The organism is Parahaliea maris, from assembly GCF_008064665.1.
In the GTDB taxonomy this organism is placed as follows: Bacteria; Pseudomonadota; Gammaproteobacteria; order Pseudomonadales; family Halieaceae; genus Parahaliea; species Parahaliea maris.
Genome location: NZ_VRZA01000005.1, coordinates 79,450 through 102,094 on the forward strand (window position 1 = coordinate 79,450; position 22,645 = coordinate 102,094).

A 22,645-nucleotide genomic window follows, 5' to 3' on the forward strand; every position below is an offset into this window, starting at 1 on the left:
TCAGTTCTGTGAATGGTCACCACTGTCTGTGGGACACACTATAACACCCCCGGGATCGACGGAAACCCGTCTCTTCTGGTGCACGCCTGGCCTCACTCGTTCAGCCACTGCCCTTCGCCATCGGCCACGGTCCAGATCCGCGAGTACCAGTAAAACTCCCCCGCCGTGCCGGTGCCTGCGGTGCAGTTGACCTTGTTGCGGCCGGCGGTAAATGGCGGCAGCGTCACCGTGAGTTCGCTCCCCTGGGCCGCAGTCTCCAGCGCCCCACCCGAGGAGGAGAAACAATTCACCGCTCCCGGCGCCACCGCGCCCTGCTGGAGAGTGAGTGTGAGGCTACCGGGGTGCTCCTGCCCGGCCTGCAGGAAGAAGGGCTGCGCCTGTTCGCGCTCGACGGGCAGGGGACGGGAGCGCACCGCCGTCGCGAGCCGGTCCAGGGCATCGTAACCCGTGGCCATGGCAAACCGCGGAATGCGCCGGGCCGGTACCGCCGGGCCAAAGGCACCCGATTGCTGGGCAAGGCCGCGCATGCCGGCCTCGGCCACCAGTTCCAGGGTGGCGGCGCTGTACTCGCCGAAGGGATAGGCGAACACAGGTATCGGCGGCTCAGGAAGTTTCGCGGCAAGGCGCTCGGCACTCTCCTTTATCTCCGCGGAGACGCGCTGACGCCAGTCGCTCCCGGTTTCGCCGGGCTTGCGCTGTTCCAGGTGCGCATGACTCAGCGAGTGCGGCCCGATCTCCACCAACCCGCTGGCCTGCATCTCGGCCAGTTGTTCCCAGTTCATGAAGTGGCTGTAGCCTTTATCGACAGCATCGGTAGCAACAAACACCGAAAAGGGCATGTCGCGCTCCCGCAGCAGCGGGAAGGCCGCCTGGTACACCGAGGCGTAGGCGTCGTCAAAGGTGATGGCAACCGCGTTTTCCCGGGTCTCGCCCAGCTCGTACAGATCATCCAGCAGGCGCGACAGGGGAAGGACGCTAAAACCGTGACTGTCCAGCCAGTCCAGATGCTCGCGGAACCGGGTGGGGCTGACGCGGGTGGACGCCGGCCCGTCTTCGGTAACGCGATGGTAAATCAGGATAACACCGTGGTCTGCGGCGTTGGCGCCGGCCGCTACCCCCCAGCACAGCAGTAGCGCCAGCGCCGCACGGATCATGGCTTATGCCTCACCCGCCTTCTCCAGCAGTGACCGGTTGCGGCGCATCATGCCGCTGAGCTGGCTGATGTATTCCTCGCCCCGGGTGGAATAGCCGCTTAGCCCCTTGACCAGGACTTCACCGCGCGGCTCCTCATCTTTCTGGCGCAGTTGGGCGCGGATATCACGGAACCCTCGATATTCTTCGTGGGTATTGAGGTTGTTCATGTAGCGGCGAATGGCTTCCGAGATGCTGGGGAACTCACGCACCTCGAAGCGGGCGGATTTACGCCCCTGCGGCGCAAGGCCACAACCCTCCTCGTAGCAACGCTGGCCAAACAGGTTGTTGGCCTCGACGGCGAACCGCGAGCGCCCCCAGCCGGATTCCACCGCGGCCTGGGCCATGGCAAGCTCGGGCGGTATGGTGTCCACCCGACGCTGCAGGACGGTAAGCACCTCGGGAAGGTTGTCCCCCGAATACTCGACCTCGTACTCCGCGCTGAGGTTGCCAAGCCAGCGCTGCTCCAGCCAACCGGGTTCCTCGCCCTGACCCGCCTTGTCGACCACCGTTGCCAGGCGCTGCCGGTCTTCCTGGATCAGGTCGTTGTGGTAGTGCACGATGGGCAACAGGTAGTCGTAAAAGGCCTGCTTGCGGGTGGCGGTGTCTTCAATGGCTGCCAGGTCTGGCAGATCGGGAAAGCGGGTCTGGCCAGAGACCACAAACAGCAGCGCAGCGACGAGCAGCAGTACCACCGCCGCTCCCCAGCGTCGCGCTTTCGACCAGGTCGAGAGAGTTTCAGAAAATTTCAAGAGCACACCTTCGAGCGTACGTTAACACCATGCCTGTCATGCTAGCACGGGCTTGCGGATCACTGCACGGCGGCTCCCTCAACTGCTGGTGGTATGGCGCCCCACCAGCCCGGTAATCCGCCGTACCAGCCACTTGGGTGTGACGCGCCCCGCCATCGCAGCCGCCAGATTGCTCAGCCCCGGTACGCAAATGGCCTCGCCCTTCATGCAGGCGCTGTAGCCTTCCCGGGCAACCATCTCCACCTCACCGATCAGGAACCGCGGAAAATTCAGGCCCCCGCTCTTCTGCTGGGCCTTGCTGACCATATTGGTGGCGGTTACCCCCGGGCACAGTGCGCTGACGGTCACACCGGTGCCCCGCAATTCCTCGGCGAGGGATTCAGACAACGACAGCACATAGGCTTTACTCGCGGCATAGACCGCCAGCCTGGGCATGGGCTGGAAGGCGGTAATCGAGGCCACATTCAGCACCCGGCCGCTGCCCCGCGCCACCATCGCCGGCAGAAACGCGTCGAGCATGGCGGTGAGGCTGCCAATATTCAGGTCGATGATCTGCTGATGCTCGGCGGGCTCCAGATCCACGAATAACCCGTGCTCGAGGATGCCTGCGCAATTGACCAGGATGTCGACAGCCACACCCTTGCCATCCAGTTTGGCCGCGAGCTTGCCGGCGGCACCCCGCGCGGCCAAATCAACCCGTTCCACCTGCACCTTTACCCCGTACTCGGCAGCGAGGCTCCCGGCCAGGTCGCGCAGTTTGTCGGCGCTGCGGGCGACCAGCACCAGGTCCTGGTTGCCCGCGGCAAATTGCCGGGCGAGTGCTTCTCCTATTCCCGAGGAAGCACCGGTAATGAGACAGGTGGGCATGGTGAGCTCCAGGCAGACGCGTTATTAGAGTTTTTCTGGATATTGCCCCCAGGCAACTGCGGGTGCAAGCCCCGCGGCTATCGCAGGAATTCCGCTCGCGTCGAGGGAATGCTCTTGAATGCCCCGCCCAGCGCCGTGGTGCGGGTGCTGGAGTTGCTGTCCATCACCCCGCGCGCTTTCACACAGTAGTGGGTGGCATTGATAGTGATGGCCACATCTTCGGTTTCCAGCAGGGTCTGCAGGGCCACCAGCACCTGTTGCGTCAGGCGCTCCTGCACCTGGGGTCGCTGGGCGAAGAAGCGCACGATGCGATTGATTTTGCTCAATCCGATAATGCGTTCCCCCGGGATGTAGGCCACCCGGGCGCTGCCGTCAATCGTCACGAAGTGGTGCTCGCAGGTGCTTACCAGATCGATATCGTCGATCAGCACCATTTCCTCCACCTGCATCTTGTTGTCGATCACCGCCACCTTCGGGAACTCGCCGTAATCCAGGCCGGCGAAGATCTCGTCGACGTACATCTTGGCGATGCGGTCCGGGGTATCGCACAGGCTGTCGTCGGTGAGGTCCAGGCCCAGGGTGCGGGTGATCTCCGTGAACGCGTCACTGATGCGCTGGAATTTCTCCTCCCGGTTCAAGCCGTTGTCGATCAGCGGCGTCTCCAGCCCCCGCTCCAGCAGCGCGTTGCGAACCCGACGCGCATCATCAGAGATGGCATCCCGGTGGTGGGTGGGATAGTTGGCGACGACGGCATCCATGGACTTCTCCTTGGCGATTTTTGGCTTGATACGGCGGTGGTGATGGGATGGATTCATTGCCGGCTAAAAAAGAGGCCGGGGCGCCGGAGGGGATCGGCGCGCCCCGCCTAGGCAATCGGCCAGTCGGCCGCATCCACAACAAACTCGGGTTGCGGGGCACACTCCCCTTCCCAGCGCTGCACAAACGCGCCATCGGGGTCGTACAGCGCCGCCTGCTTGTCGATATTGAAATGCCTGCCGCCGCGGGGGTCTGCGCCGACGCCGGCAATGTACTGCCAGTTCCCGTAATTGCTCGCCACGTCGTAATCGAGCAGGTGCTTTTCGAAGAAGGCGGCGCCGTAGCGCCAGTCCAGGTTCAATTCGTTCACCAGGCAACTGGCCGCAATCTGGCGGCCGCGGTTGCTCATCCAGCCCGTGGCAACCAGTTGGTGCATAAGCGCATTCACCAGCGGGTAGTCCGTGGCGCCCGCACACCAGCGGGCAAAGTTGCGCGGTTCGAAGGTTCGGAGGTGGCGCCGCTGCTTGCGGCCAGCCGCGTGGAACAGGCTGGCGCCGTCCTCATAGGCGCGCCAGTGAAAGAACTCGCGCCAGAAAAATTCGCTGTACAGGTGCCGGGTTGACTCGTTGGCCCCGTGCTCTTGCTCGTAGTCCCGCAACAGCCGGGCCACCCGGCGTATCGACACGCTCCCGTTGGCCAGCCAGGGGGACAGGAAGCTGGAAAAGAACAGGCCTTCCAGTTCGTTGCGGGTGTCCTTGTAGCTATCCACCGCCCGCTCACGCAGCATCCAGGCGCGCAGTCGATCATGCCCCGCTGCAGTACCGCCACGAACGATAAAGGCCGGGTGGGGTCGGGCCGATGGCTCGGGCACTGTCCGCACATTCAACCCGTTCGGCCTCGGTGGCAACGCCGGCACCCCCACGGGATGCTCTGCTTCCAGGCCCTGCACCCGATTTCGGAAGGGAGTGTACTGCACTGGCAGGCCGCCGCCCTGCCCCGCCAGTTGCCCAGCCGCAAACAGGGTATTCCCCTCGTGCACTATCAGGGGAACCTCCAGCAGGTGAGCCACCTGTTCCACCTCCCGACGCTCATAAACGCCGGGTGACCGCGAGACACCCACGCGCTTCACCGAATAGCGCTCGACCAGTTCGGGCAGCCACTGCTGCGGCGGGCCCTGCAACACCATCAGCTCCTGGTCCCGCTCCCGCAGTTCCGCCTGCAGTGCCGCCAGTGATTCTGTCAGGAACCGCTCCCGCTGCTCGCCCAAGCCGGTCACGTTGCACCAGCCCCGTGACCGCGGCCAGAAGTAGACGCAGAGCAGGTGAGAGGCACCCGCGTGGGCCGCCAGGCCGGGGTTATCCTCGATGCGCAATTCATTGCGGAACCAGTACAGCTCTGTCATCACCCCTTCCTGGCGTTATCACTTCCTACATTACGGAAGTCGGGCCGTACCGGTTCAGTCGCGTTGATCCATGGGCACCAGGGGTGCGTAATGCCAATGAAACACAAGGACCTGAAGCTGCAATTCACCTCCCGTGACATCGAGGGCATGGCGTACGACAGCCAGATCTAACACCGAGAGTACTCCCGGACTGAACCTCTTCATCCGGCGACTCAGATTAACCTCGAGAAGCTCACCCGTTCGCCGTTGCCTATACTCAGGAATCTCTGGCGTACATAACAGGTGGGCCAAAATGAAATATGACCGAGGCGCCGTGCAGGATGCGCGCCCGAAAGGGGAACAACATGCAGACCGGGGCACGTGCGCTACGCCAGATCATCACAACGGCTCTGCTGGTAGCGACAGCAGGCCTGGTCAGTGAACACTCCTCGGCCGAAACCGACGCGGGAGACCTGGAACTCACCGCGGTCAAACGCTCCGGTTTCAGCATGGCGCTGCCCCCCTGGACCGTGGAGATCGATGACGACATGGGGGCCAGTGGGCGCTACGTTCGCACGGCTCACCTGAAGCGGGCCGAGGTGTCCTGGTACCTCCACCCCGACACAGACCTCGCCCCCTTCGACAGCACCCTCAACGCTATGCGAGACGCCTACGACATGCGCATCGTTGAGCGCAACGCCGCCCCCAACAGCAATCCGCCGCGCCTGGAAGCTCTGCTGGATTACGATGGCCGCGCCTGGTTCTATATCACCCAGCTCGCCTGCCCCGAGGTGGGTGTGGCCGTGACCATAAGCGTTATGACCCCCGGGGCGGATGAGGCCAAAGCACTATCCCAACGCATGCTCTCCACATTTCACTGCCGCTCCGCTGAGCTCCCCCGCCTGGTGGAGCGCTGGCCCGACAGTGACCTGCCGGAGTCGTTCGGCCTTACCCTCGACGGATCGCCCGTACTGGTCCACGCCGATGGTCGCTGGGTCATGGTGGCCCGACAATCCGCCCACACGGTAAGCGGCATGATCACCGACCCGGAGCGCGCCCAGCGCGTGCTCGCTGGCTACGGTGCAGCCCTGGGCGACACCTGGTCAGTATCCGGCGACGGCAAGGAAGTGCGCAACCTGTCCGGCGCAACCATGGCCTGGAGGCTGGATTCCTCACTGGTGGGTGTCGTCGCAGCAAATGGCTTCACCTGTGGCGAGGGTGAATCCGCGTTCCTGATATTGGCGGGGGACGATACCGGCGCCAGTAAAGGCGCGGACCTGGCGAACCTAGCAGTGAGGTTTGGCTGCCCTGGGGCGACGGGTGGGGAATCGGTTGTTGAGAGGCCGTCGGCTTGTGAGGCTGGGGTGGAGGATTTTTGTGACGGGCAGTAACGATAGTCAGCTTGCTTGTAACAATCACTACGGACTACTGTGAAAAACTAGCTCTGTAACTGTTGGGAAGCAGATTTACATGCTTATCCACCGCGCCTGGCAACTGAAAAATTCTCGCCTTCTTTTTGAAGTCAAAAACCCGGTACAAAGAGTATTGCTCAGCACGCTCTTTTGAAAAAGCCAGCTCATTGGCACTGATGAAAAAAGGCTGGTACTTGCCGTTGTTCGTGGTTTTCACTTCGATGAAAAGCTCTGAATCAAGGTCGGGATCAAAGGAACGCACATCGTAACCACGACCGTCCCCCTCTTCCTTACTTGTCCACATAACTTCTGCCGCGAGATCTGCTCTCTCCAATGCGATAAGCCGGCGCCTTTCAAACTCGATAACGAATGCTTCGCCTTGCTCACCCAGCTTTCGGTTCACCCTTTCCCGTTCAGCAAAGTTGGGCCTACTTGCCAAATAGCGTCGATGCGGTTCTTGAATACTAACGATTCTTTCAGGAATTTCAGCATCAAGGACCGCCAACCAATCAATAATCTCAGGAGGTTCAGAGGAAACCTGTGTGGCCTTTTCGAGTATTCGATCAATATCGCTTTGATGTCCAGCCAGGTAAGTGAGAACAACCGATTTCAACTGGGCCTGATAGTTGAAAGCTGGCTTATAGCCTGGAATGTATGGCTGCCCCATCTCCAGCAAAATTGCACTGATATTCTGGTGCTTGTATTCAATTGACCCGTCACTACGGCCGTTGAGCGCAGCCTTCAGCTTCCTACGATGTGCTGCTTTGTTATAAGACACTCCAGACTGCTCGAGATTGAGCATTTCGAAATAATCGCCTACGACCGCTTCACACTCCAGCCAATCCCACCCGGCTCCGACATTAAGCAGCTTACTTAAATCATTTGAATTTAGATTTCTATACAAAGCCGCGCGTAGTAGTTCTCTGCATGTTCCATAACTCAACAACTCAAAGAGCTCGTCATCGAGATAAACAAAGTCAATGTTTTCCTGGATCACAGCAGCACCACTTGCTGTACTGAGGCTGGCATAAACGCCAGAACATCCAGCCTTAACCCTGTGGTGCCAGAACCCGCTGCTGCGCAAATGGAAATAAGGGAGGTGGGGGTTGTCCCGATCCCTTGGTCCGGCCAGCGTATTGAAGTTTGCGGAAAATTTCGTTTTCAGCTTTTCATTGAAATCAATACGGTTTTCATTGATTTCGTTTGCGTCAAACAGATCCAAGACTGCGAGGAGCATGGCAACTTTATGAGGGCTTTTTTCACCGCCGCCGTGTGTATTTACTTTTAGGCTAGAGAAACCTCTCTCGTAGTCAAGCAGGCTCACCGGTCACTCCAGTAACTTGCTTTCTCGGGAACTATCCAGCGAATACCTCCCCTTGGATCTACGCCTGGCTCGCAATAGCGTGGAATCAAGTGAATATGCAAATGGGGGATAGTTTGCCCTGCTGAAGGTCCATCATTTATTCCAATATTGTAGGAATCGGGACTGAACTTCTGGTCAAGGTAGGACTTAGCATGGTCAACTAAGTCCAAAAGTGATTTCCTCTCATCCTCTGTCGTCAAGAAAAAAGAAGATACATGTCGCTTTGGGATAATGAGGCTATGTCCTTCCGTAATGGGAAACCCATCAGCTATTAGAAACGCGCACGGGTTCTCTTGAAGTATTCTCCCGTTACTCCTGCCCTGCGCGATATCGCAAAATGGGCAATCATCCACCCCCATATACAGCCCTCCATTGGCAGCAGCGTTGATAATAGCAGCCATTATCTTACTGGGACCAATCACAAACCCATAATCGTGATTAGGACTTATTGATGACGCCTCCGCCTACCACAGCATGATCGACTAAAGTCCGATAGACCCAAACCAGTGAGCGTGATTTCATTCGCCCGCCGGATTTCTCCCGCCCTGAACCACTGCAAACCCAGTGAGGTAGCGCCATGTTCGAGATGTACCTGATCGCCCTGGCAGTGGTCGCCCTGGCCTGCATCGTTCTCGAGGAGGCCATACACGTCAACAAGGCCAAGACCACGCTGTTGCTGGGCTGCCTGGCGTGGATCAGCCTGTTTATGCATGCCGGTACGCGCGAGGCGCAACACCTGGTGTCGGAGCGGCTGGATGAGAACCTGCTGGAGATCGCTTCGCTGTGGCTGTTCCTTATGTCGACCATGACCTTTGTGGCCTACCTGAACGACAAGGGGGTGGTGCAGAACTTTGTGCGCAGTATTTTTCCCCAGCGCCTGTCGGTGCGCAGCCTGTTGCTGCGGGTGGCGGTCTTTGCCTTGCTGCTCTCCTCCATCTGCGACAACGTCACTGCGACGCTGGTGAGCCTGGGGCTGATCCAGGTATTCGACCTGGATCGCAAGACCCGGCTGAAACTGGCGACCCTGGTGGTATTTGCGGTGAACTCCGGCGGCGTCGCGCTGATCACCGGGGATGTGACCACGCTGATGATCTTCCTCGCGGGCCATGTGTCCATGTCAGAGCTGCTGACCCTCATGCTGCCGTCGGCAGTCGGCGTACTGGTGCTGGCCGGCCTCTTCGCCATCAAGCTGGAGGGTGAACTGGTGCTGCACCCGGTGGAGATGCGCTATGAGCGGGTGGATATCTGGATCGCCGCCATTTTCTTCACCACCATTGTTGCGACCATGGTGCTGAATGTCTTTTTCGGCATCCCGCCGGTACTGACCTTCCTCACCGGCCTGTCGCTGATGTTCCTGATTGGGCGCACAGTAAAGAGCGACAGCGAGCAGTCCCGTATTCTCGAGTACATTCGCCAGGTGGAGTACGACACGCTGCTGTTCTTCCTGGGGATTCTGCTGCTGGTCGGTATGCTCAAGGAAATCGGTACGCTGGAGATGCTGGCCCGGGCCTACGGCGAATTTGCGCCTGAGGTGTCCAATTTTTTTGCCGGGGCCATCTCCGCACTGCTGGACAATGTGCCCCTCACCGCGGCACTGCTGAAGGCCAACCCGGTGCTGAACACGCCCCAGTGGCTGGCGCTGACCTACGCGGTGGGGGTTGGCGGTTCGCTACTGGCGATCGGTTCGGCGGCGGGTATTCTGGCGATGAGCAAAATCGAGGAGCTGACGTTCATGAGCTACCTGCGCTATGTGCCGGCGCTGGTAGTGGCCTACGGTACCGGTTATGCGCTGACCCTGGCACTGGCGAATTTTATCCATTGAGTGATCACCGTGAGGCGGGCTGAAGTTCACTGGCGATAATGCTTGGGTACATGACTGAACTCTGGTTCCCGTTGTCTAATTCTTCGGTGTATTGCTGGTATGAGAAAAAGTCTTGTCACGCATCGGGAAACAACCCCGGCATCCAGCGCCCCGCCAGGCGCGCGGGAAAGGCGATGTAGAGTGGCGCCCTGGAGCTGGCTGATTGCAGCACACCCGCGCTCACCAGCGCCGATACCACGCGCCGCGCCTGGCGCTCCCCTGTGCCGACGATGCCGGGGACATCCGCCCTGAATAGCTCACCCCGGTACAGCACCGCCTCCAGGACGTTGGCGGACTTGGGCGGCAATTCACCCACTGACACCGCCTCATCCACCCACCGGCGAATGCGTCCATGCAAACTCCTGGGTTGGACCAGCGCCTCCATGAAAGCCACCTGATCGATACAGGTTTGCAGGAAGAACCCGGAAAATTCCGCAAGCGCCGCTTCACTCAGGTTACCACGGCCGTCGAGGTCGCCACGCCGGGGCTGGTCACAGGCGGCCAAATGACGTTTGTAGTCAACCTCGTGCCTGGCGAGCCCCCGGGCTATGGACCAGATGCCGCCGGTATCGAGTGCGTCACGCAGCATTGAATAGGAGACCAACCTCGCAACGCGGCCATTGCCATCGAGAAAGGGGTGAATCCACAGTAGCCGATGGTGGGCGGCGGCGGCATTCACTATCGTTGCGGCCTTGCCCTGCCCGGCGAAGGCCTGCTCGAAGCGCTGCAAAAAGCGCGGCAAAGCCCCCGGGCTGACACCAACATGATCGCCGACAATGACATCGCGCTGCCGGGGAATGCCCGGTTCGACCAGTACGCGCTCCGACGATTTCGGCTCCTGGACCCACAGCAGGTCGTCGGGCAACCGTTCGCAGAACCGGCGGTGCAGTTCGCAAATGCCGTCGACGGTGGCCGCCCGGCCCGCCAACCCGCCCTCGTCAATCCAGGCCTGCACCGCCACGTGAGCCCGCGCTTCCAACTGCAGGTCGCGTTTGCGAGGCTCATTGCTGTAATCACTGTGCAACGCCCGCTCAATATCCACCGGATGGGTATCGTGACCCTCAATGAGGTTGGAGTAGTAACAGTTCATCGACCGGACCAAAATGGAAAGCGCTGTAGTTACACCTTCGGGCAGGGAGCGACGCAAGCCAGCGGACTTCGCGGTGAGTTCGACCGCAAGCTCAGTCAATTTAGCCCGGTGAGGCGAAGCGTCGCCGATGACCAAAGGCTCCATACTCGCAATGGCCTCACCGCGATCGACAAAGCCTGTCGTGCCCGCTTTCATGTCCGCTTTTGTGTCCGGTTAATAACGCAAAATAAAATTATTTATAACATGTAGTTACGTATTTATGTATGAACATTTTTCAGCCAAATATGACCGGTTTATACGCCAATTAGATCAGGCGAGCAAGCCGGTCAGGTATCGCCAAACCCGGGACTGCGGAATCGCCGGGGTGATCTCCTCGCTGCTGGATAACGTTGTCCATTGACCGCTTGCCCGGCGGCTGAGCCGCGCTGGTCTCCGGATATTCGGTACACTGTGACGGAACCCCGCAGCCCCCGAACGGAGACACCATGAGCTTCCAGATGTATGAAGATATCGGCCACGGTATCACCCGTATCGATACCGCCATGATGCGCGAGGAACTGGCCGCCTGTTACCTGCTCGGGGGCCCTGAGTACGCCATTATCGAGACCGGCACCCACAATACGGTGCCGATCATTCTCGACCTGCTCGACCAGCGCGGCATTGCACGGGACCAGGTCAGGTTCGTCATTCCGACCCACGTACACCTGGATCATGCCGGCGGTGTGGGTGGCCTGATGCAGGCACTGCCAGACGCCACGCTGCTGGTCCACCCCGCCGGCGCCAGACACATGATAGACCCCGCCAAGCTGAAGGCGGGCGCCATGGCCGTTTACGGTGAAGCAGCCTTTGCCGAAATGTACGGTGACATCATTCCGGTGGAGGAAAGCCGGGTCAGGACCATGGCCGACGGAGAGCGCATTGAGTTAGGTGACCGCCAACTGGTGTTCTACGATACCCCGGGCCACGCCCGTCACCACTTTTGCGTTCACGACCCGCTGTCACAGGGCATTTTTACCGGCGATACCTTCGGGCTGGCCTACCCGCGGCTGACCACCCACCAGGGGCCATTCATCTTCCCTACCACGACACCGGTGCAGTTTGACCCTGCGGCATTGAAGGCCTCCATACGCCGGTTGCTGGCGCTGAACCCGGCGCGTATCTACCTCACGCACTACGGCATGGTGGATGCCCCGCAGGCATTGGGAGAGCGCCTGCTGGCGCAGGTGGACGACTATGTGGCGCTGGCGGAAGACGTTGCGGCCAGTTCACCGGCCGAACAGTGGGAAGGCGAACTGATGGGCAGGATGGCCGATTACCTGTTTGCCAGCGCGCGGGAGCACGGCTGTGCACTGTCAGAGAGTGAACTGCAGGACGTGCTGGGCATGGATGTCAGGCTCAACAGCCAGGGGCTGGCGGTCTGGTTAAGCGCTCGCAACACTGGCTGATTGAGGGATTTCAGGGAGCCGCCATGGCGCTTGCGGAGCCCCACTTCTGGACTATACTCCTGAGCGAAGATTCGGCAGCACCACCCCCTCCCCTGCCTGGCTTGTGAACGCGGGTCCTCCCGTGAAGGAGAACAGCCATGAGAATCACCCCCCTCGTATTCGCTACCGCTTTTGCCCTGGCATCCGCCACCAACGGACTCCAGGCCAACGAACCTCTCGCTACCCTCGCAGATGTTCCGGCGGTAAAAATGACCAGTGACGAGCTGGCCCAGGTCCGTGGGGAGGGTCACGTACGCCTCCTGGTGTTGCAGCAAACGGGCAAGACCGAACTGCCCACTGCAGCGGCTGCCGCTGCCACTGATGCCGCGGGATCGATAGGCGCTGTAGGTAACGATCGGCCGGCGATTCTCCGCCTCCTCAATTAGGCCTGATCATCCGGCACAGACCGGAGTTGCCACGGCTGTTTGACTGCCGGGTCATCGCGACGGCGGTGACTGCCACGCTCGTGGCCGCCGGGCCCGCTGGGGCCGCGAGCGTCTCCATCGGTAACGGGGACCGGGTCAACGCGCCCGTCACCTCCTTCCGGGCGCTGCGCGACGCCAACCTGGTGCGCCAGCAGTTTGACTTCTCCTGCGGGGCTGCTGCCCTGGCAACCCTCCTGCGCTACCAATTTGGCGATGCGGTCACCGAGCGCGAGATTCTTCACGACCTGTTCCAACTGCTACCCGAGAGTGATCAGGCACTGCGGCGCGCCGAGGGCTTTTCTCTGCTGGATCTGCAGCGTGTAGCACGCGCGCGCGGCTACCGGGCCGAGGGCTATCGCCTGACGCCGGAATCCCTCTCTCGCCTCAACGGCCCGGTGATCGTGTTTATCGAGCCCCAGGGTTACAAGCACTTTGCCGTGCTGCGTGGCACCCGCGGTGACCGCGTCTACCTGGCCGATCCTTCCCGCGGCAATATCCGTCTGGCGGGCTACCGCTTCCTCGACTCTTGGCTGGACGACCACGGACAGGGAATCATCTTTGTGGTGGAGCCGCAGCAAGGTCTGCCGGCGGCGTCGAGCCCACTGGCGGTGCCGGACACCGACCAACCCCAACCAGAGATGCTCAGCGCGCGCGAATTACTGAGCGTCGGCAGCCCCTTTGAACATTTACCCAACCTGTCGAGGTAGCGCCGTGACATTACTCGCCAACCCGGAAGCAACCCCGCATTGCAGCGGCCGCGCCCTGCTACTCGGCATCCTGATCACCTGGGCCACCACCGTGGCGGCGACCGACGGACACCAGCCGGAGCCCGCCCCGGAACACTGGCCCGAGGTCCTGACCCTGGATCAGGCCGCTCGCTACCTGCAACTGGACCCGGCAAGCCTGGGCCTGCTGGCCCTTGAGGACGGGATACCGGCCCGACGTGTCGGGAATGACTGGCGCTTCAGTCGCCAGGCATTGCAGGCCTGGCTCGCCGGGGACTGGCACCTGATCGCCTCCGCCGAACGGTTCGACGGCGAGCCCCCTCTCACAACCACTGCCCTGGCCAGTGTTCGGGGCGCGGGCACCGGGCGCACGGCGGAGGACGCCGGCGAACTCGCGAGCGAGCGCTCCCCCGAGCACATTGGTGAGGCTCCCCAGGAACGCAGCGCCGGTGATATTTTCCTGCGCGGACAGCGGGTGCTGCTGCGCCCGGGGGACGTAACGCTGGATTTCGGCAGCTTTTATTCACAGAGCAGCGCCCAGCAACTGGTACAAATCGATGATGGCATCGCCCTGGCGGACCTGGAGAGCGAGGGCCTGACCGGCCTCCTGCTGGCTCGCTACGGCCTTTTCGAGGAGACGGAGATCTTCCTGAGCACCTCCTGGTCCGACCAGGACACCAAGCTGCGCGTGGCCGACCAGACAATCGCCAGCGACAATCGCTCGGAACTGGGCGATTTTCGCCTCGGATTGCGCCGCACCCTGCTCACCGAGACGGTTGGGCGCCCGGATATCATCCTGACTCTCAACGGGCGCATTCCCAGCGACAGCGACCACTCCTCCTATGCACTGGGGGCCGGCCTTGGCGTGGTGAAAAGCATCGACCCGGTGGTGCTGTTTGCCAACCTCCACTACCGCCATACCTACAGCGATGACTTCGAGGACATTACCCGGCTGGAACCCGAAAACCGGCTGGACCTGAATCTGGGCTACGCCTTCGCCATCAACGACACCCTGTCCCTCAACACCACGCTATCGGGACTGTTTATCGACGAGACCCGTTTCGACAATGCCACCCTGCTCAGCGACGAGCTCTTCAGCCTGCAGTTCAGCATGACCTCCTGGCTGGCGGAGGGCCTGTATATCGAGCCGGCCGTCGGGTTCCGGCTGAACGGCCCAGGCAAGGGATTCTTTATCGGTATGACACTGCCTTATACTTTCGAGCCATAAGGACAAGGTGGATTGCCATACCAGTATGAGCGAAACAAGCCGCTCAAAGCGCGCCCGGCTGGACCGCTTTATCAGCCAGCAGACAGGTATTGCCCGCAAGGACGTACGCCCGCTGGTGGCGCGCGGACGTATTGCGGTGGACGGGCAACCGGCCCGCGCAATCAACCAGGTCATCGAACAGTTTACTCACGTCTCCCTGGATGGGCGCATTCTGCAGGGCGCAACACCGATCTACCTGATGATGAACAAACCCAGGGGGGTGGTGAGTGCCACGCAGGATGAGCAGCACCGCACGGTGATCGAATTGCTGGGTGAAGAATACCCCGGCGATTTACACATTGCCGGCCGCCTCGACCTCAATTCCACCGGGCTGCTGCTTCTGACCAATGATGGCCGCTGGTCGCGCTGGCTGTCATCGCCTGAGCAACGTATCGCCAAGCGTTACCGCGTCACCCTGGCGCGGCCACTGACACCAGAATACATCGAGGCTTTTGCCCAGGGCATGTACTTCAGCTATGAAGGCATCACCACGCGCCCGGCTGGCCTGAAAATCCTGTCTGAGTTCGAAGCAGAAGTTGAACTCACCGAGGGTCGTTACCACCAGATCAAACGTATGTTCGGCCGCTTCCGTAACCCGGTATTGACGTTGCATCGGGTAGCCATAGGCGAGCTGGAACTGGATGAGACCCTGGCACCCGGACAGAGCCGGGCGCTAAGCTCGCAAGAACTGGCGCAGTTCGCCTGCCCTCAGGACGGGTAACGGTCGAAGCAGGCAATGTCCGTGGTATCGCAGGACCAACTGGCTCGCGAGTCCTGGAAGATACGCGCCTGTGGCATGAAGTTCGGGTCCTGATCCAGCGACCCTGCCGGAATGAAGACCATGCCCATCGCCTCAATAAAGAAAGGCAGCCGCGAACCGCATTCGCTGCAAAACGAGTTGGAAAAGCGCTCCGCCTCCGGCAATTGGTAGCGCTTGATCAGTTCCTCTCCCCTGTCCCAGCGCAATGTCCCACGTACAAACAGATTGGACGCGTGCCCGGTGCCAGTCACCTTGCGGCAGCGGGAACAGTGGCAGTGGTAGAAACGTTCGGGTTCGCCAGTGGCGGTGTAATGGACTTTGCCGCACAGGCAGCTGCCGGAAAGTTCTGCTGTAGCAGTCATCGATGTTCCTCGTTGATGAAGCGGGTGGCCTTGGCCAGAACTGGTTTACACTTCTTTACATGCATGGCGAAGCCTTTACAACACATAAGTGGTCCAATCAGTACTGAGACCCACCCATCAGGGAGAAGGGCATCATGGCAGCCGGAATTCACAAATTCACCGCCACACCCATGGCGGCCTGTCTCGCGGTGACTCTCGCCGCCTGCACCACGACCGATGAGGTCATCATCGACAAGAAGGGCGTTAACATGGCCCGCTACGAGCAGGACCTGGCAGAGTGCCGTTCCTATGCAGACGAGGTCCGCACCGGCGAGAAAGTCGCCAAGGGCGCGGCCTCCGGTGCCGTTGTGGGCGGCCTGATTGGCGCAGCCGTTGGTAACAGCCGGGACGTGCAGCAGGGCGCCGGTGTCGGCGCGGTCAGCGGCGGCGCCCGCGGTGCGGCTCAAGGTGAAAGAGAAGAAGTGCGCGTGGTCAAACAGTGCCTGCGCGGGCGCGGGTACCGGGTGCTTAACTGAATCGCCAGTCCCACTGACTTCTGCACGTTCAACCTTGCCAGATCCTGTGCCACCTGCAGTGCAATTTTCGCTTCGCCAAGGTTAATTTGCGCATGCTGCTGTTGCCTGACCACTGAACCGCTGAAATTGCGTACCCGTTGAGTCACGGTTTCAGCGTACTCGTTCTAGGCACCCAGCAAGCCGCCGGTGACAACACCAGGATCCGGCGTTATATCCGCAAAGAACGGGCGTGCATTTGATCTATTGTTATGTTATTAAATTATTTGTTCATTCAATGCACGACATCCAGAACCATGGATGCCTTCTTACCTGATCTGTATTTCGATACGGGCTTCGAAAGGACCAAGAGATGAAAAGTGGTGTATATCTTGCCGTAATCTTCAGCCTCCTGCTCTCCCGAGCATTTGCTGCCGACATGCCGCCCGGCATCCCCGACCCCGACAAAGCCATCCAGGACCCGTCATACAACGACCCGGTATTCTTCTGGCGCCTCACCTCCCAACCTGAAAACCCGTACGAGCCTGAACCCTATTTCTACTGGCCTCCGGGTGTCGTTCATGGCGCCCCCCAGCCGTTCTTTCCCGCGCGAGCGCAGGGTGACCACGAGGGGACGGCGGGAGAGATATCCGATGCCACCCTGAAGGCCATGGCGACCTGGGCAGAAGAACACGGAAGCAATGCGCTGATTGTCATTCACAAGGGGCGCCTGCTGACGGAAAACTACTGGAACGGAATGACGGCGGACGAGATCGTGAACGGGCGCGCAATCACGCGCAGCGTTACGCCGATGCTACTGGGATTCGCGGTCGCCGATGGCAAGCTGAAACTGGACGACCCGATCGGCCGCTACATCACTGAATGGAAGACCGACCTGCGTGGCAAAGTCACCGTTCGTCAGCTCGCCCAGAATGTTTCAGGCCTGGAGGTGGCCCCTCAGCTGGGTTTGCGGCCGGTCTATGGCAACAAGGATCTGTGCCTGGTGTATTGCGGTGACGTGGTGCGGGCCGCCTTGAGCTATGACTATGCCATTGAGCCCGGCACGAAGTTTGAGACCGCGCAGGAGAATACGCAGTTGCTGGCCCTGGTCATCGAACGTGCCACGGGCACCTCGGTCCAGGAACTGCTGTCCGAGCGTGTGTGGAAAAAAATCGGGGCAGCGGATGCCGCCTTCCAGCTGGACCGTCCTGGCGGCGTCGCGCGGGTCATGTGCTGTATGCGTGCAACCCCGCGGGACTGGGCAAGGCTCGGTGTTCTGGTCATGCAGAATGGCGTCTGGGAGGGGCAGCAGATCCTTCCCAAAGGATGGGTGGACATCATGGCAACACCCTCGAAACAGTACCGCAACTTCGGGCTGGGACTCTGGCTTGGCTCCCCGCTCGATAAAGTGCGCAGCCAACGCATCCCCCAGTCTGAACCGTTCAAGGCTGATGACACCTGGATCATGGAGGGCGGCGGTTTCAGGATCGTCCACATGGTTCCGTCACAGGACCTGGTCATCTACCGGCACGGTGTCAGTGTGCCGGACTGGGACGCCTCGTACCTGGTAAATACCGCAATGGGAGACCTGCTGCCAGACTGACAGCGTATGCCGGGGGGGGCCGGACCGCATGGCCCCCTTCACTCCGCTGCAGCAGTAAGGGGCGGCCGGCGTCCCCCACCGATCAATCGAGCATAATGGCCAGTTGCACTCGGGCCAGTAACTGCTTTTGCTTCTTGAGAATGCTGTCATCGTCCAGTTTGTGCTGGTCGCCGACCATGGACGCAAACGCTGACTGACACAGAAAATACCCACAGCACAGATTGAACATGGCGATGATACGCAAGGCCATGTCCTCCCGGCTCAGGCGCGTTCCGCCAAGACTCTTCGTGGTTTCCATACCGCTGGCAAACAGCTTTTGCAGCCACTCAGTCATGATTGCGCCGCCCTCTCCGTCGTCTCTGCCCTGCAGCGCCTGCAGGAACAAGGCAGGCATGGCGGGGTGCTCGGCCAGCAATTCGGTCATGACCGCGGGCAGGCTGGCGAAAGCTTGCCCGGAGTCGGGATGCTCGAGGTGCTCCCGCATGGCATTTTCCATGGGCATCAGCGCGCGATCGAGCATGGCCCGATAGAGGGCGCGCTTGTTCTCGAAGTGGTTGTAAATGCCAGGCACCCGAATGCCGACGGCACTGGCAATCATGCGCAGACTCGTCGCCTCATAGCCCTGCGCCGCAAACAGGGGTTCAGCCGCATTCAGGATACGGTCGGTGGTCTGCTGGCCCTTGGTTCTGGCTTTCACTTTAGCGTCTACCCCGACTATCACTTACTGTTCGTTAACTTAATTGGTCCATACTAGCAATTTCGAGGTATTAGACGGCTATATTTTGCATATTTAATTAACGACTGTTAGTTTTTATCGGCCTACTTCCTGAAAACCGACGGAGCGACCTCGTGTTGGATCCCTATTCCCTGGTAAACGACGACGCCAGCCTCATCAGCCGCCGCTGCTGGAGTGATGCGTCGGTCTACGAAGCAGAGAAGCAACGCATATTTGGCCGCTCCTGGCTGTTCCTGGGGCACGAATCCCAGATCCGCAAACCCGGGGATTTTGTCCAGGCGTACATGTGCGAAACACCGGTTATCCTCGCCCGGAGCGAGGATGGACAGGTACATGCCAGTATCAACAGCTGTACCCACCGGGGCCTGCCGGTGTGCCGGGCCAGCCACGGCAACACCCGGCGCTTTGTCTGCCCTTACCACAACTGGTCCTACTCGGTGAGCGGCGACCTGGTCGCCATTCCCCAGGAAAAGCAGGTCGCGCAATGCCCCGACAAATCCGCCCTCGGCCTGAAGCGGGTGCCGCGGCTGGAGAGCTGGCGTGGCCTTATCTTCGGCTCCTTCAACGACAGTATCGAACCCCTGGAAGACTACCTGGGGGATATGCGTTTTTACCTGGACGCCTTCCTGCTGCGCTTTCCCGCGGGCATTGAATTTGTGGGCTCTCCCCAGCGCTGGGTCATCGATGCGAACTGGAAGTTGCCGGTGGAGAATCAGCTGGGCGATGTCAATCACGGTCCCTTCCTGCACGCCGCCATCATTCCGGCAGAGGCCAATCAGGAGATTGTGGATTACGGTTACTCGGTGGTTACCCAGCCAGGTCACGGCGCCACCTTCCGCCTGTTGCCGGAAGACGCTCCGGTGGAATCCGTGGGCTGGGGCTTCGAGTCCATTCCCGGCCAAACAGGTGGTGCCGAATTGCAGGAGTATCTGCGCGAAGTCCACGCGCAAGCCAGCGACCGGGTTGGTCCCATTCGCGCGCGCATGAAAGGCCTCACCTACGGCATTTATCCCAATCTCTCCTTTCTCTGGTCCAACGCCGCCTTCAAGGTGTCCCACCCCCGGGGCCCGGGAAAGGTGGAGTACTGGTCCTGGTCGGTGGTACCCGCCGATGCGCCGGCGCACCTGAAGAAAATTCTGCGGGCCAATCACACCTCGTTTTTTGGACCCGGAGGGATTCTGGAACAGGAAGATTCCGAATCCTGGATGCAGCAGTTAAAGGGCGCCAACATCGGTTTTGCCGACGACCGCCCCTTCTACTACGGCCTTGGCCTCGGCGAAGAAAAACCGCACGCTGATTTGCCCGGGTTGGTGAGCAGCACCGCCAATGAGTTCTATGCGCGGGCATTCTTCCAGCGCTGGCGGGACGATCTGGCTGCGGAGGTAAGAGCATGAGCGCGCCCAACATCACACCGGAACTGCAGTGGTCGATCGAGCAGTTCTACTACCGCGAAGCGAGGCTGCTCGATAACCGCCAGTACCAGACCTGGCTGGGCCTGTGCAGTGAGGACATCAGCTATTCCATGCCCGGGCGCAACAACCTGCTGGTAGACAATCGCGAGCGGGGCCACGAATCCATGATCGAGGTCGACCGGGAACTGGAAGGCATCGACTCCGACGGCTGCCCCATTCGCGATGAAAACTACATCTACCTGATGTTGCGCGTGGAGCGCAGCTTCAAGATCAATGCCTGGGCGGAAAATCCCCCCGCACGCACGCGGCGGATTATCGGCAATGTGGAGATTCTCGATATTGCCGGTGATGAGTACTCGGTGGTGAGTAACTTTCACTTGCACTATTCCCGGCCGGGGGCCAGGGACTTCTTCTACGCCGGTCAGCGCCGCGACCGCCTGCTCGAAGTTGATGGCGACTACCGGATTCGCCGCCGTGAAATCCTCATGGACATGGCGGATGTGAACGTGCCGACGCTGGGGCTGTTTTTATAATTGAGTGCGAAGCGTTACGACATGTCAGTGAGGAGCAACGTCTCATGGTCATCACACAGCACGGCGAAGCGAAAGCGGTACTGCAGGACATCGTCAGTTATGAACAGACCCAGGAGTCGTTGGCATTACTGAAAATGCTCGCCCAAAGTAGCCAAAGTATTCAGGCGGGAGGTTCACTTTAAACCGTATCGCGTCATTTACGAGATAAGCCAACGGTCCGTTTACGTCTACTTTGTCGTAGACGGGCGAAGGGATATGCAATCGCTACTGGAGAGGCGGTTGACGAGGCAGGGGTGATTACGACGCTGAGCCGGGCACGCACGCCCTTCGCCGCTGACGCGGTTTGTCGAAGCGGAGAGTTCGAACCAAGTCGTCGCGCGGCGCCACTATCGACCATTTCCGCCTGATCCCTTGTCGGCACCGCCGGCCGTGCTGCTGAAAAACCCCCGGATATTCGCTTACACGGCGCGGGAATTCTGCTATAACCAGCACAACAACAAGCGGAAGAGCGGGCATGATCAGGGGACTGATAGCCATCGCCGCACTGGCGATGACACTGGGGACGCAAGCAGGTGAGTTTCCGCGGCCAGTTTCGCTGGAGCCGGCGGTGCAGTTCTGGACCCGGGTCTACACCCAGATCACCACCAACCAGGGTTACATTCACGACGCCGAGAATCTCGCTGTCATCTACGATACGGTGAACCTGCCCGCGTCCGGCAGCAATGCCGAGCGCGAGCGGCAGGTGAACAACGCCAAGCTGCGCACGGCAAGTGCGCTGACCTCTCTCGGGAAAGGCAAGCGCACCAACCTCTCGGATACAGAGCGTCGGGTGCTGTCTACCTGGCCGCAGGGCACGTCCAATCACACTTTCGCGCGCGCCGCGCAGAACGTCCGCTTCCAGTTAGGCCAGTCCGACCGCTTCCGCGAGGGGCTCGTGCGCTCCGGGCAGTGGAAGCCGCACATCCGCGAGGTGCTCGCCGCCCGCGGCCTGCCACGCGAGCTGGAGGTGCTGCCCCACGTTGAGTCCTCCTTCAACCCCGATGCCTGGTCCAAGGTCGCCGCGGCCGGCATGTGGCAGTTCATGCCATCCACCGCCCGCCAGTTCATGCGCGTCGACCACGTGGTGGACGAGCGCATGGACCCGTTTACCGCCACCCAGGGCGCGGCCGAATTGCTCAAGCGCAACTACCAGATCACCGGCACCTGGCCGCTCGCGCTGACCAGCTACAACCACGGAACCGGGGGCGTGCTGCGGGCTGCCAGGACCGTGGGCACCAAGGACATTGGCATGCTTATTCAGGAGTACAATGGCCCGGCATTCGGTTTCGCGTCGCGCAACTTCTATCCCTCGTTCCTCGCGGCACTGGAAGTGGACACGCACGCGTCGAACTATTTCCCCGACCTCAGCGTCGCGGCACCGATGGACTACGACCAGGTCATCCTCGATGCCTTCATCCCCGCCAGTGCCCTGGCGGCCGCGACCGGCGTGCCGATCGCGGAGTTCCGGGCGTCCAACCCGGCGCTGCGCGACCCGATCTGGAGTGGCGAGAAGTACATCCCGCAGGGCTACGCGGTGCGTATCCCCCGCTCCCGTCTCGGCGGGCCGCTGGAGGGGTATATGGCCGCAATTCCAGGCAATTCGCGCTTCGGCCATCAGCAGCCAGACCTGACCCATCGCATCCGTTCCGGCGAGTCGCTGTGGACGATCGCGCGGCGCTACGGCACCAGCGTGTCGAAGCTGCAGGCATTGAACGGCTTGCGCGGGACCAGTATCCGCGCCGGCAAGACCCTTATCCTGCCCGGTACCGTGATGCCCGAACCGCGCCTCGCGCGCCAGACCGCAACTCCGGTACGTGCCGCGCAGAACCACGGCGTCTACGTGATCCGCAAGGGCGACTCGCTGTGGAGTATCGCGCGGCGCTTCAACATCTCCCAGCAGCAGCTCGTGAGCTGGAACGGCATTTCCACGAAGCAATACCTGCAGCCCGGGCAGAAGCTCAAGGTGACCGCGGCCGCCAGCGGCCAGAGCTGACATACCGCCTGCCTGCGATAACAACTCCTGATACTGTTCACTATCCTCCGTGTCGGAACTGGTAGAATCCAGGACGGGCCTGGCTTTCTCGCCACGCTGGTATTGCACGGGCACGGCGCTTCGGCACTGCCCCTGCCCCATT

At 60.8% G+C, this 22,645-nt stretch carries 23 protein-coding genes; 13 read left to right on the forward strand and 10 right to left on the reverse strand.

All coding sequences use genetic code 11. The annotated features are described in order from the left end of the window. Positions 1-92: 92 nt before the first annotated feature. The 5 genes from FV139_RS14275 to FV139_RS14295 form a co-directional block, all read right to left on the reverse strand. Positions 93-1,154, reverse strand: a complete 1,062-nt coding sequence (locus FV139_RS14275; protein WP_148069138.1) for a polysaccharide deacetylase family protein — start codon at positions 1,152-1,154, stop codon at positions 93-95. Between the two features lie 3 nt (positions 1,155-1,157). Further along, the gene (locus FV139_RS14280) at positions 1,158-1,943 is read right to left on the reverse strand and encodes a glucosaminidase domain-containing protein (RefSeq protein ID WP_148069139.1); all 786 of its coding nucleotides are present in this window, start codon (positions 1,941-1,943) and stop codon (positions 1,158-1,160) included. A 78-nt stretch (positions 1,944-2,021) separates the two neighbouring features. Continuing rightward, positions 2,022-2,810, reverse strand: a complete 789-nt coding sequence (locus FV139_RS14285; RefSeq protein ID WP_148069140.1) for an SDR family NAD(P)-dependent oxidoreductase — start codon at positions 2,808-2,810, stop codon at positions 2,022-2,024. A gap of 77 nt (positions 2,811-2,887) precedes the next feature. After that, positions 2,888-3,568, reverse strand: coding sequence for a GTP cyclohydrolase I FolE (gene folE, locus FV139_RS14290; protein WP_148069141.1), 681 nt, complete (start codon positions 3,566-3,568; stop codon positions 2,888-2,890). A 107-nt stretch (positions 3,569-3,675) separates the two neighbouring features. Continuing rightward, positions 3,676-4,968 carry a DASH family cryptochrome gene (locus FV139_RS14295; protein WP_148069142.1) on the reverse strand — a complete coding sequence of 431 codons (1,293 nt, stop codon included), beginning with the start codon at positions 4,966-4,968 and terminating at the stop codon, positions 3,676-3,678. 344 nt (positions 4,969-5,312) lie between these two features. On the opposite strand from FV139_RS14295, the gene FV139_RS14300 reads away from it, so the two are divergent. After that, on the forward strand, positions 5,313-6,338 hold the full coding sequence (locus tag FV139_RS14300; protein ID WP_148069143.1) for a hypothetical protein: 1,026 nt from the start codon (positions 5,313-5,315) through the stop codon (positions 6,336-6,338). 34 nt (positions 6,339-6,372) lie between these two features. On the opposite strand, the gene FV139_RS14305 is transcribed toward FV139_RS14300, so the two are convergent. Further along, positions 6,373-7,683 (reverse strand): DUF3883 domain-containing protein, encoded by a 1,311-nt coding sequence (locus tag FV139_RS14305; RefSeq protein ID WP_148069144.1) that lies wholly within the window; start codon positions 7,681-7,683, stop codon positions 6,373-6,375. Then, a complete protein-coding gene (locus FV139_RS14310) occupies positions 7,680-8,123 on the reverse strand; it encodes an HIT family protein (protein ID WP_328592292.1) in 444 nt (147 codons plus the stop codon). The genes FV139_RS14305 and FV139_RS14310 overlap by 4 nt, the downstream gene beginning before the upstream one ends. Before the next feature lie 176 nt (positions 8,124-8,299). On the opposite strand from FV139_RS14310, the gene nhaD reads away from it, so the two are divergent. Then, complete coding sequence (gene nhaD / locus FV139_RS14315; RefSeq protein ID WP_148069145.1) at positions 8,300-9,544, forward strand: sodium:proton antiporter NhaD; 1,245 nt, start codon at positions 8,300-8,302, stop codon at positions 9,542-9,544. 115 nt (positions 9,545-9,659) lie between these two features. On the opposite strand, the gene FV139_RS14320 is transcribed toward nhaD, so the two are convergent. Continuing rightward, the gene (locus FV139_RS14320; RefSeq protein ID WP_213004133.1) at positions 9,660-10,868 is read right to left on the reverse strand and encodes a Fic family protein; all 1,209 of its coding nucleotides are present in this window, start codon (positions 10,866-10,868) and stop codon (positions 9,660-9,662) included. A 290-nt stretch (positions 10,869-11,158) separates the two neighbouring features. Here FV139_RS14320 and FV139_RS14325 point away from each other — a divergent pair, with 290 nt between their 5' ends. From FV139_RS14325 to FV139_RS14345, 5 genes are all read left to right on the forward strand, one after another. Further along, positions 11,159-12,118: an MBL fold metallo-hydrolase gene (locus FV139_RS14325; protein WP_148069146.1), complete on the forward strand. Its 960-nt coding sequence runs from the start codon at positions 11,159-11,161 to the stop codon at positions 12,116-12,118. 137 nt (positions 12,119-12,255) lie between these two features. Further along, positions 12,256-12,543 (forward strand): hypothetical protein, encoded by a 288-nt coding sequence (locus FV139_RS14330; protein WP_148069147.1) that lies wholly within the window; start codon positions 12,256-12,258, stop codon positions 12,541-12,543. 26 nt (positions 12,544-12,569) lie between these two features. Then, positions 12,570-13,289, forward strand: coding sequence for a C39 family peptidase (locus FV139_RS14335; RefSeq protein ID WP_187276553.1), 720 nt, complete (start codon positions 12,570-12,572; stop codon positions 13,287-13,289). 4 nt (positions 13,290-13,293) lie between these two features. Then, positions 13,294-14,535: a helix-turn-helix domain-containing protein gene (locus FV139_RS14340; protein WP_187276554.1), complete on the forward strand. Its 1,242-nt coding sequence runs from the start codon at positions 13,294-13,296 to the stop codon at positions 14,533-14,535. Positions 14,536-14,560: 25 nt separating this feature from the next. Next, on the forward strand, positions 14,561-15,295 hold the full coding sequence (locus FV139_RS14345; protein WP_148069150.1) for a pseudouridine synthase: 735 nt from the start codon (positions 14,561-14,563) through the stop codon (positions 15,293-15,295). On the opposite strand, the gene FV139_RS14350 is transcribed toward FV139_RS14345, so the two are convergent. Beyond that, a complete protein-coding gene (locus FV139_RS14350) occupies positions 15,283-15,696 on the reverse strand; it encodes a GFA family protein (RefSeq protein WP_148069151.1) in 414 nt (137 codons plus the stop codon). The two genes, FV139_RS14345 and FV139_RS14350, sit on opposite strands and share 13 nt — an antisense overlap. 134 nt (positions 15,697-15,830) lie before the next feature. Here FV139_RS14350 and FV139_RS14355 point away from each other — a divergent pair, with 134 nt between their 5' ends. After that, positions 15,831-16,211, forward strand: a complete 381-nt coding sequence (locus FV139_RS14355; RefSeq protein ID WP_235898657.1) for a YMGG-like glycine zipper-containing protein — start codon at positions 15,831-15,833, stop codon at positions 16,209-16,211. A 349-nt stretch (positions 16,212-16,560) separates the two neighbouring features. Next, a complete protein-coding gene (locus FV139_RS14360) occupies positions 16,561-17,790 on the forward strand; it encodes a serine hydrolase domain-containing protein (RefSeq protein WP_148069152.1) in 1,230 nt (409 codons plus the stop codon). Positions 17,791-17,872: 82 nt separating this feature from the next. Here the strand turns inward: FV139_RS14360 and FV139_RS14365 are convergent, their stop codons facing one another. Beyond that, positions 17,873-18,487 (reverse strand): TetR/AcrR family transcriptional regulator, encoded by a 615-nt coding sequence (locus tag FV139_RS14365; RefSeq protein WP_187276555.1) that lies wholly within the window; start codon positions 18,485-18,487, stop codon positions 17,873-17,875. Positions 18,488-18,639: 152 nt separating this feature from the next. Between FV139_RS14365 and FV139_RS14370 the strand changes: the two genes are divergently transcribed. The 4 genes from FV139_RS14370 to FV139_RS14390 all read left to right on the forward strand — a co-directional run bounded on the left by FV139_RS14370 (position 18,640) and on the right by FV139_RS14390 (position 22,503). Then, positions 18,640-19,920 (forward strand): aromatic ring-hydroxylating oxygenase subunit alpha, encoded by a 1,281-nt coding sequence (locus tag FV139_RS14370; RefSeq protein WP_235898658.1) that lies wholly within the window; start codon positions 18,640-18,642, stop codon positions 19,918-19,920. Next, entirely contained in the window at positions 19,917-20,471 is a 555-nt protein-coding gene (locus tag FV139_RS14375) for an aromatic-ring-hydroxylating dioxygenase subunit beta (protein WP_148069155.1), read from the forward strand. The genes FV139_RS14370 and FV139_RS14375 overlap by 4 nt, the downstream gene beginning before the upstream one ends. Then, on the forward strand, positions 20,471-20,653 hold the full coding sequence (locus FV139_RS14380) for a type II toxin-antitoxin system prevent-host-death family antitoxin (protein WP_268939946.1): 183 nt from the start codon (positions 20,471-20,473) through the stop codon (positions 20,651-20,653). The genes FV139_RS14375 and FV139_RS14380 overlap by 1 nt, the downstream gene beginning before the upstream one ends. A gap of 332 nt (positions 20,654-20,985) precedes the next feature. Beyond that, positions 20,986-22,503: a lytic transglycosylase domain-containing protein gene (locus tag FV139_RS14390; RefSeq protein WP_148069157.1), complete on the forward strand. Its 1,518-nt coding sequence runs from the start codon at positions 20,986-20,988 to the stop codon at positions 22,501-22,503. Positions 22,504-22,645 lie beyond the last annotated feature (142 nt).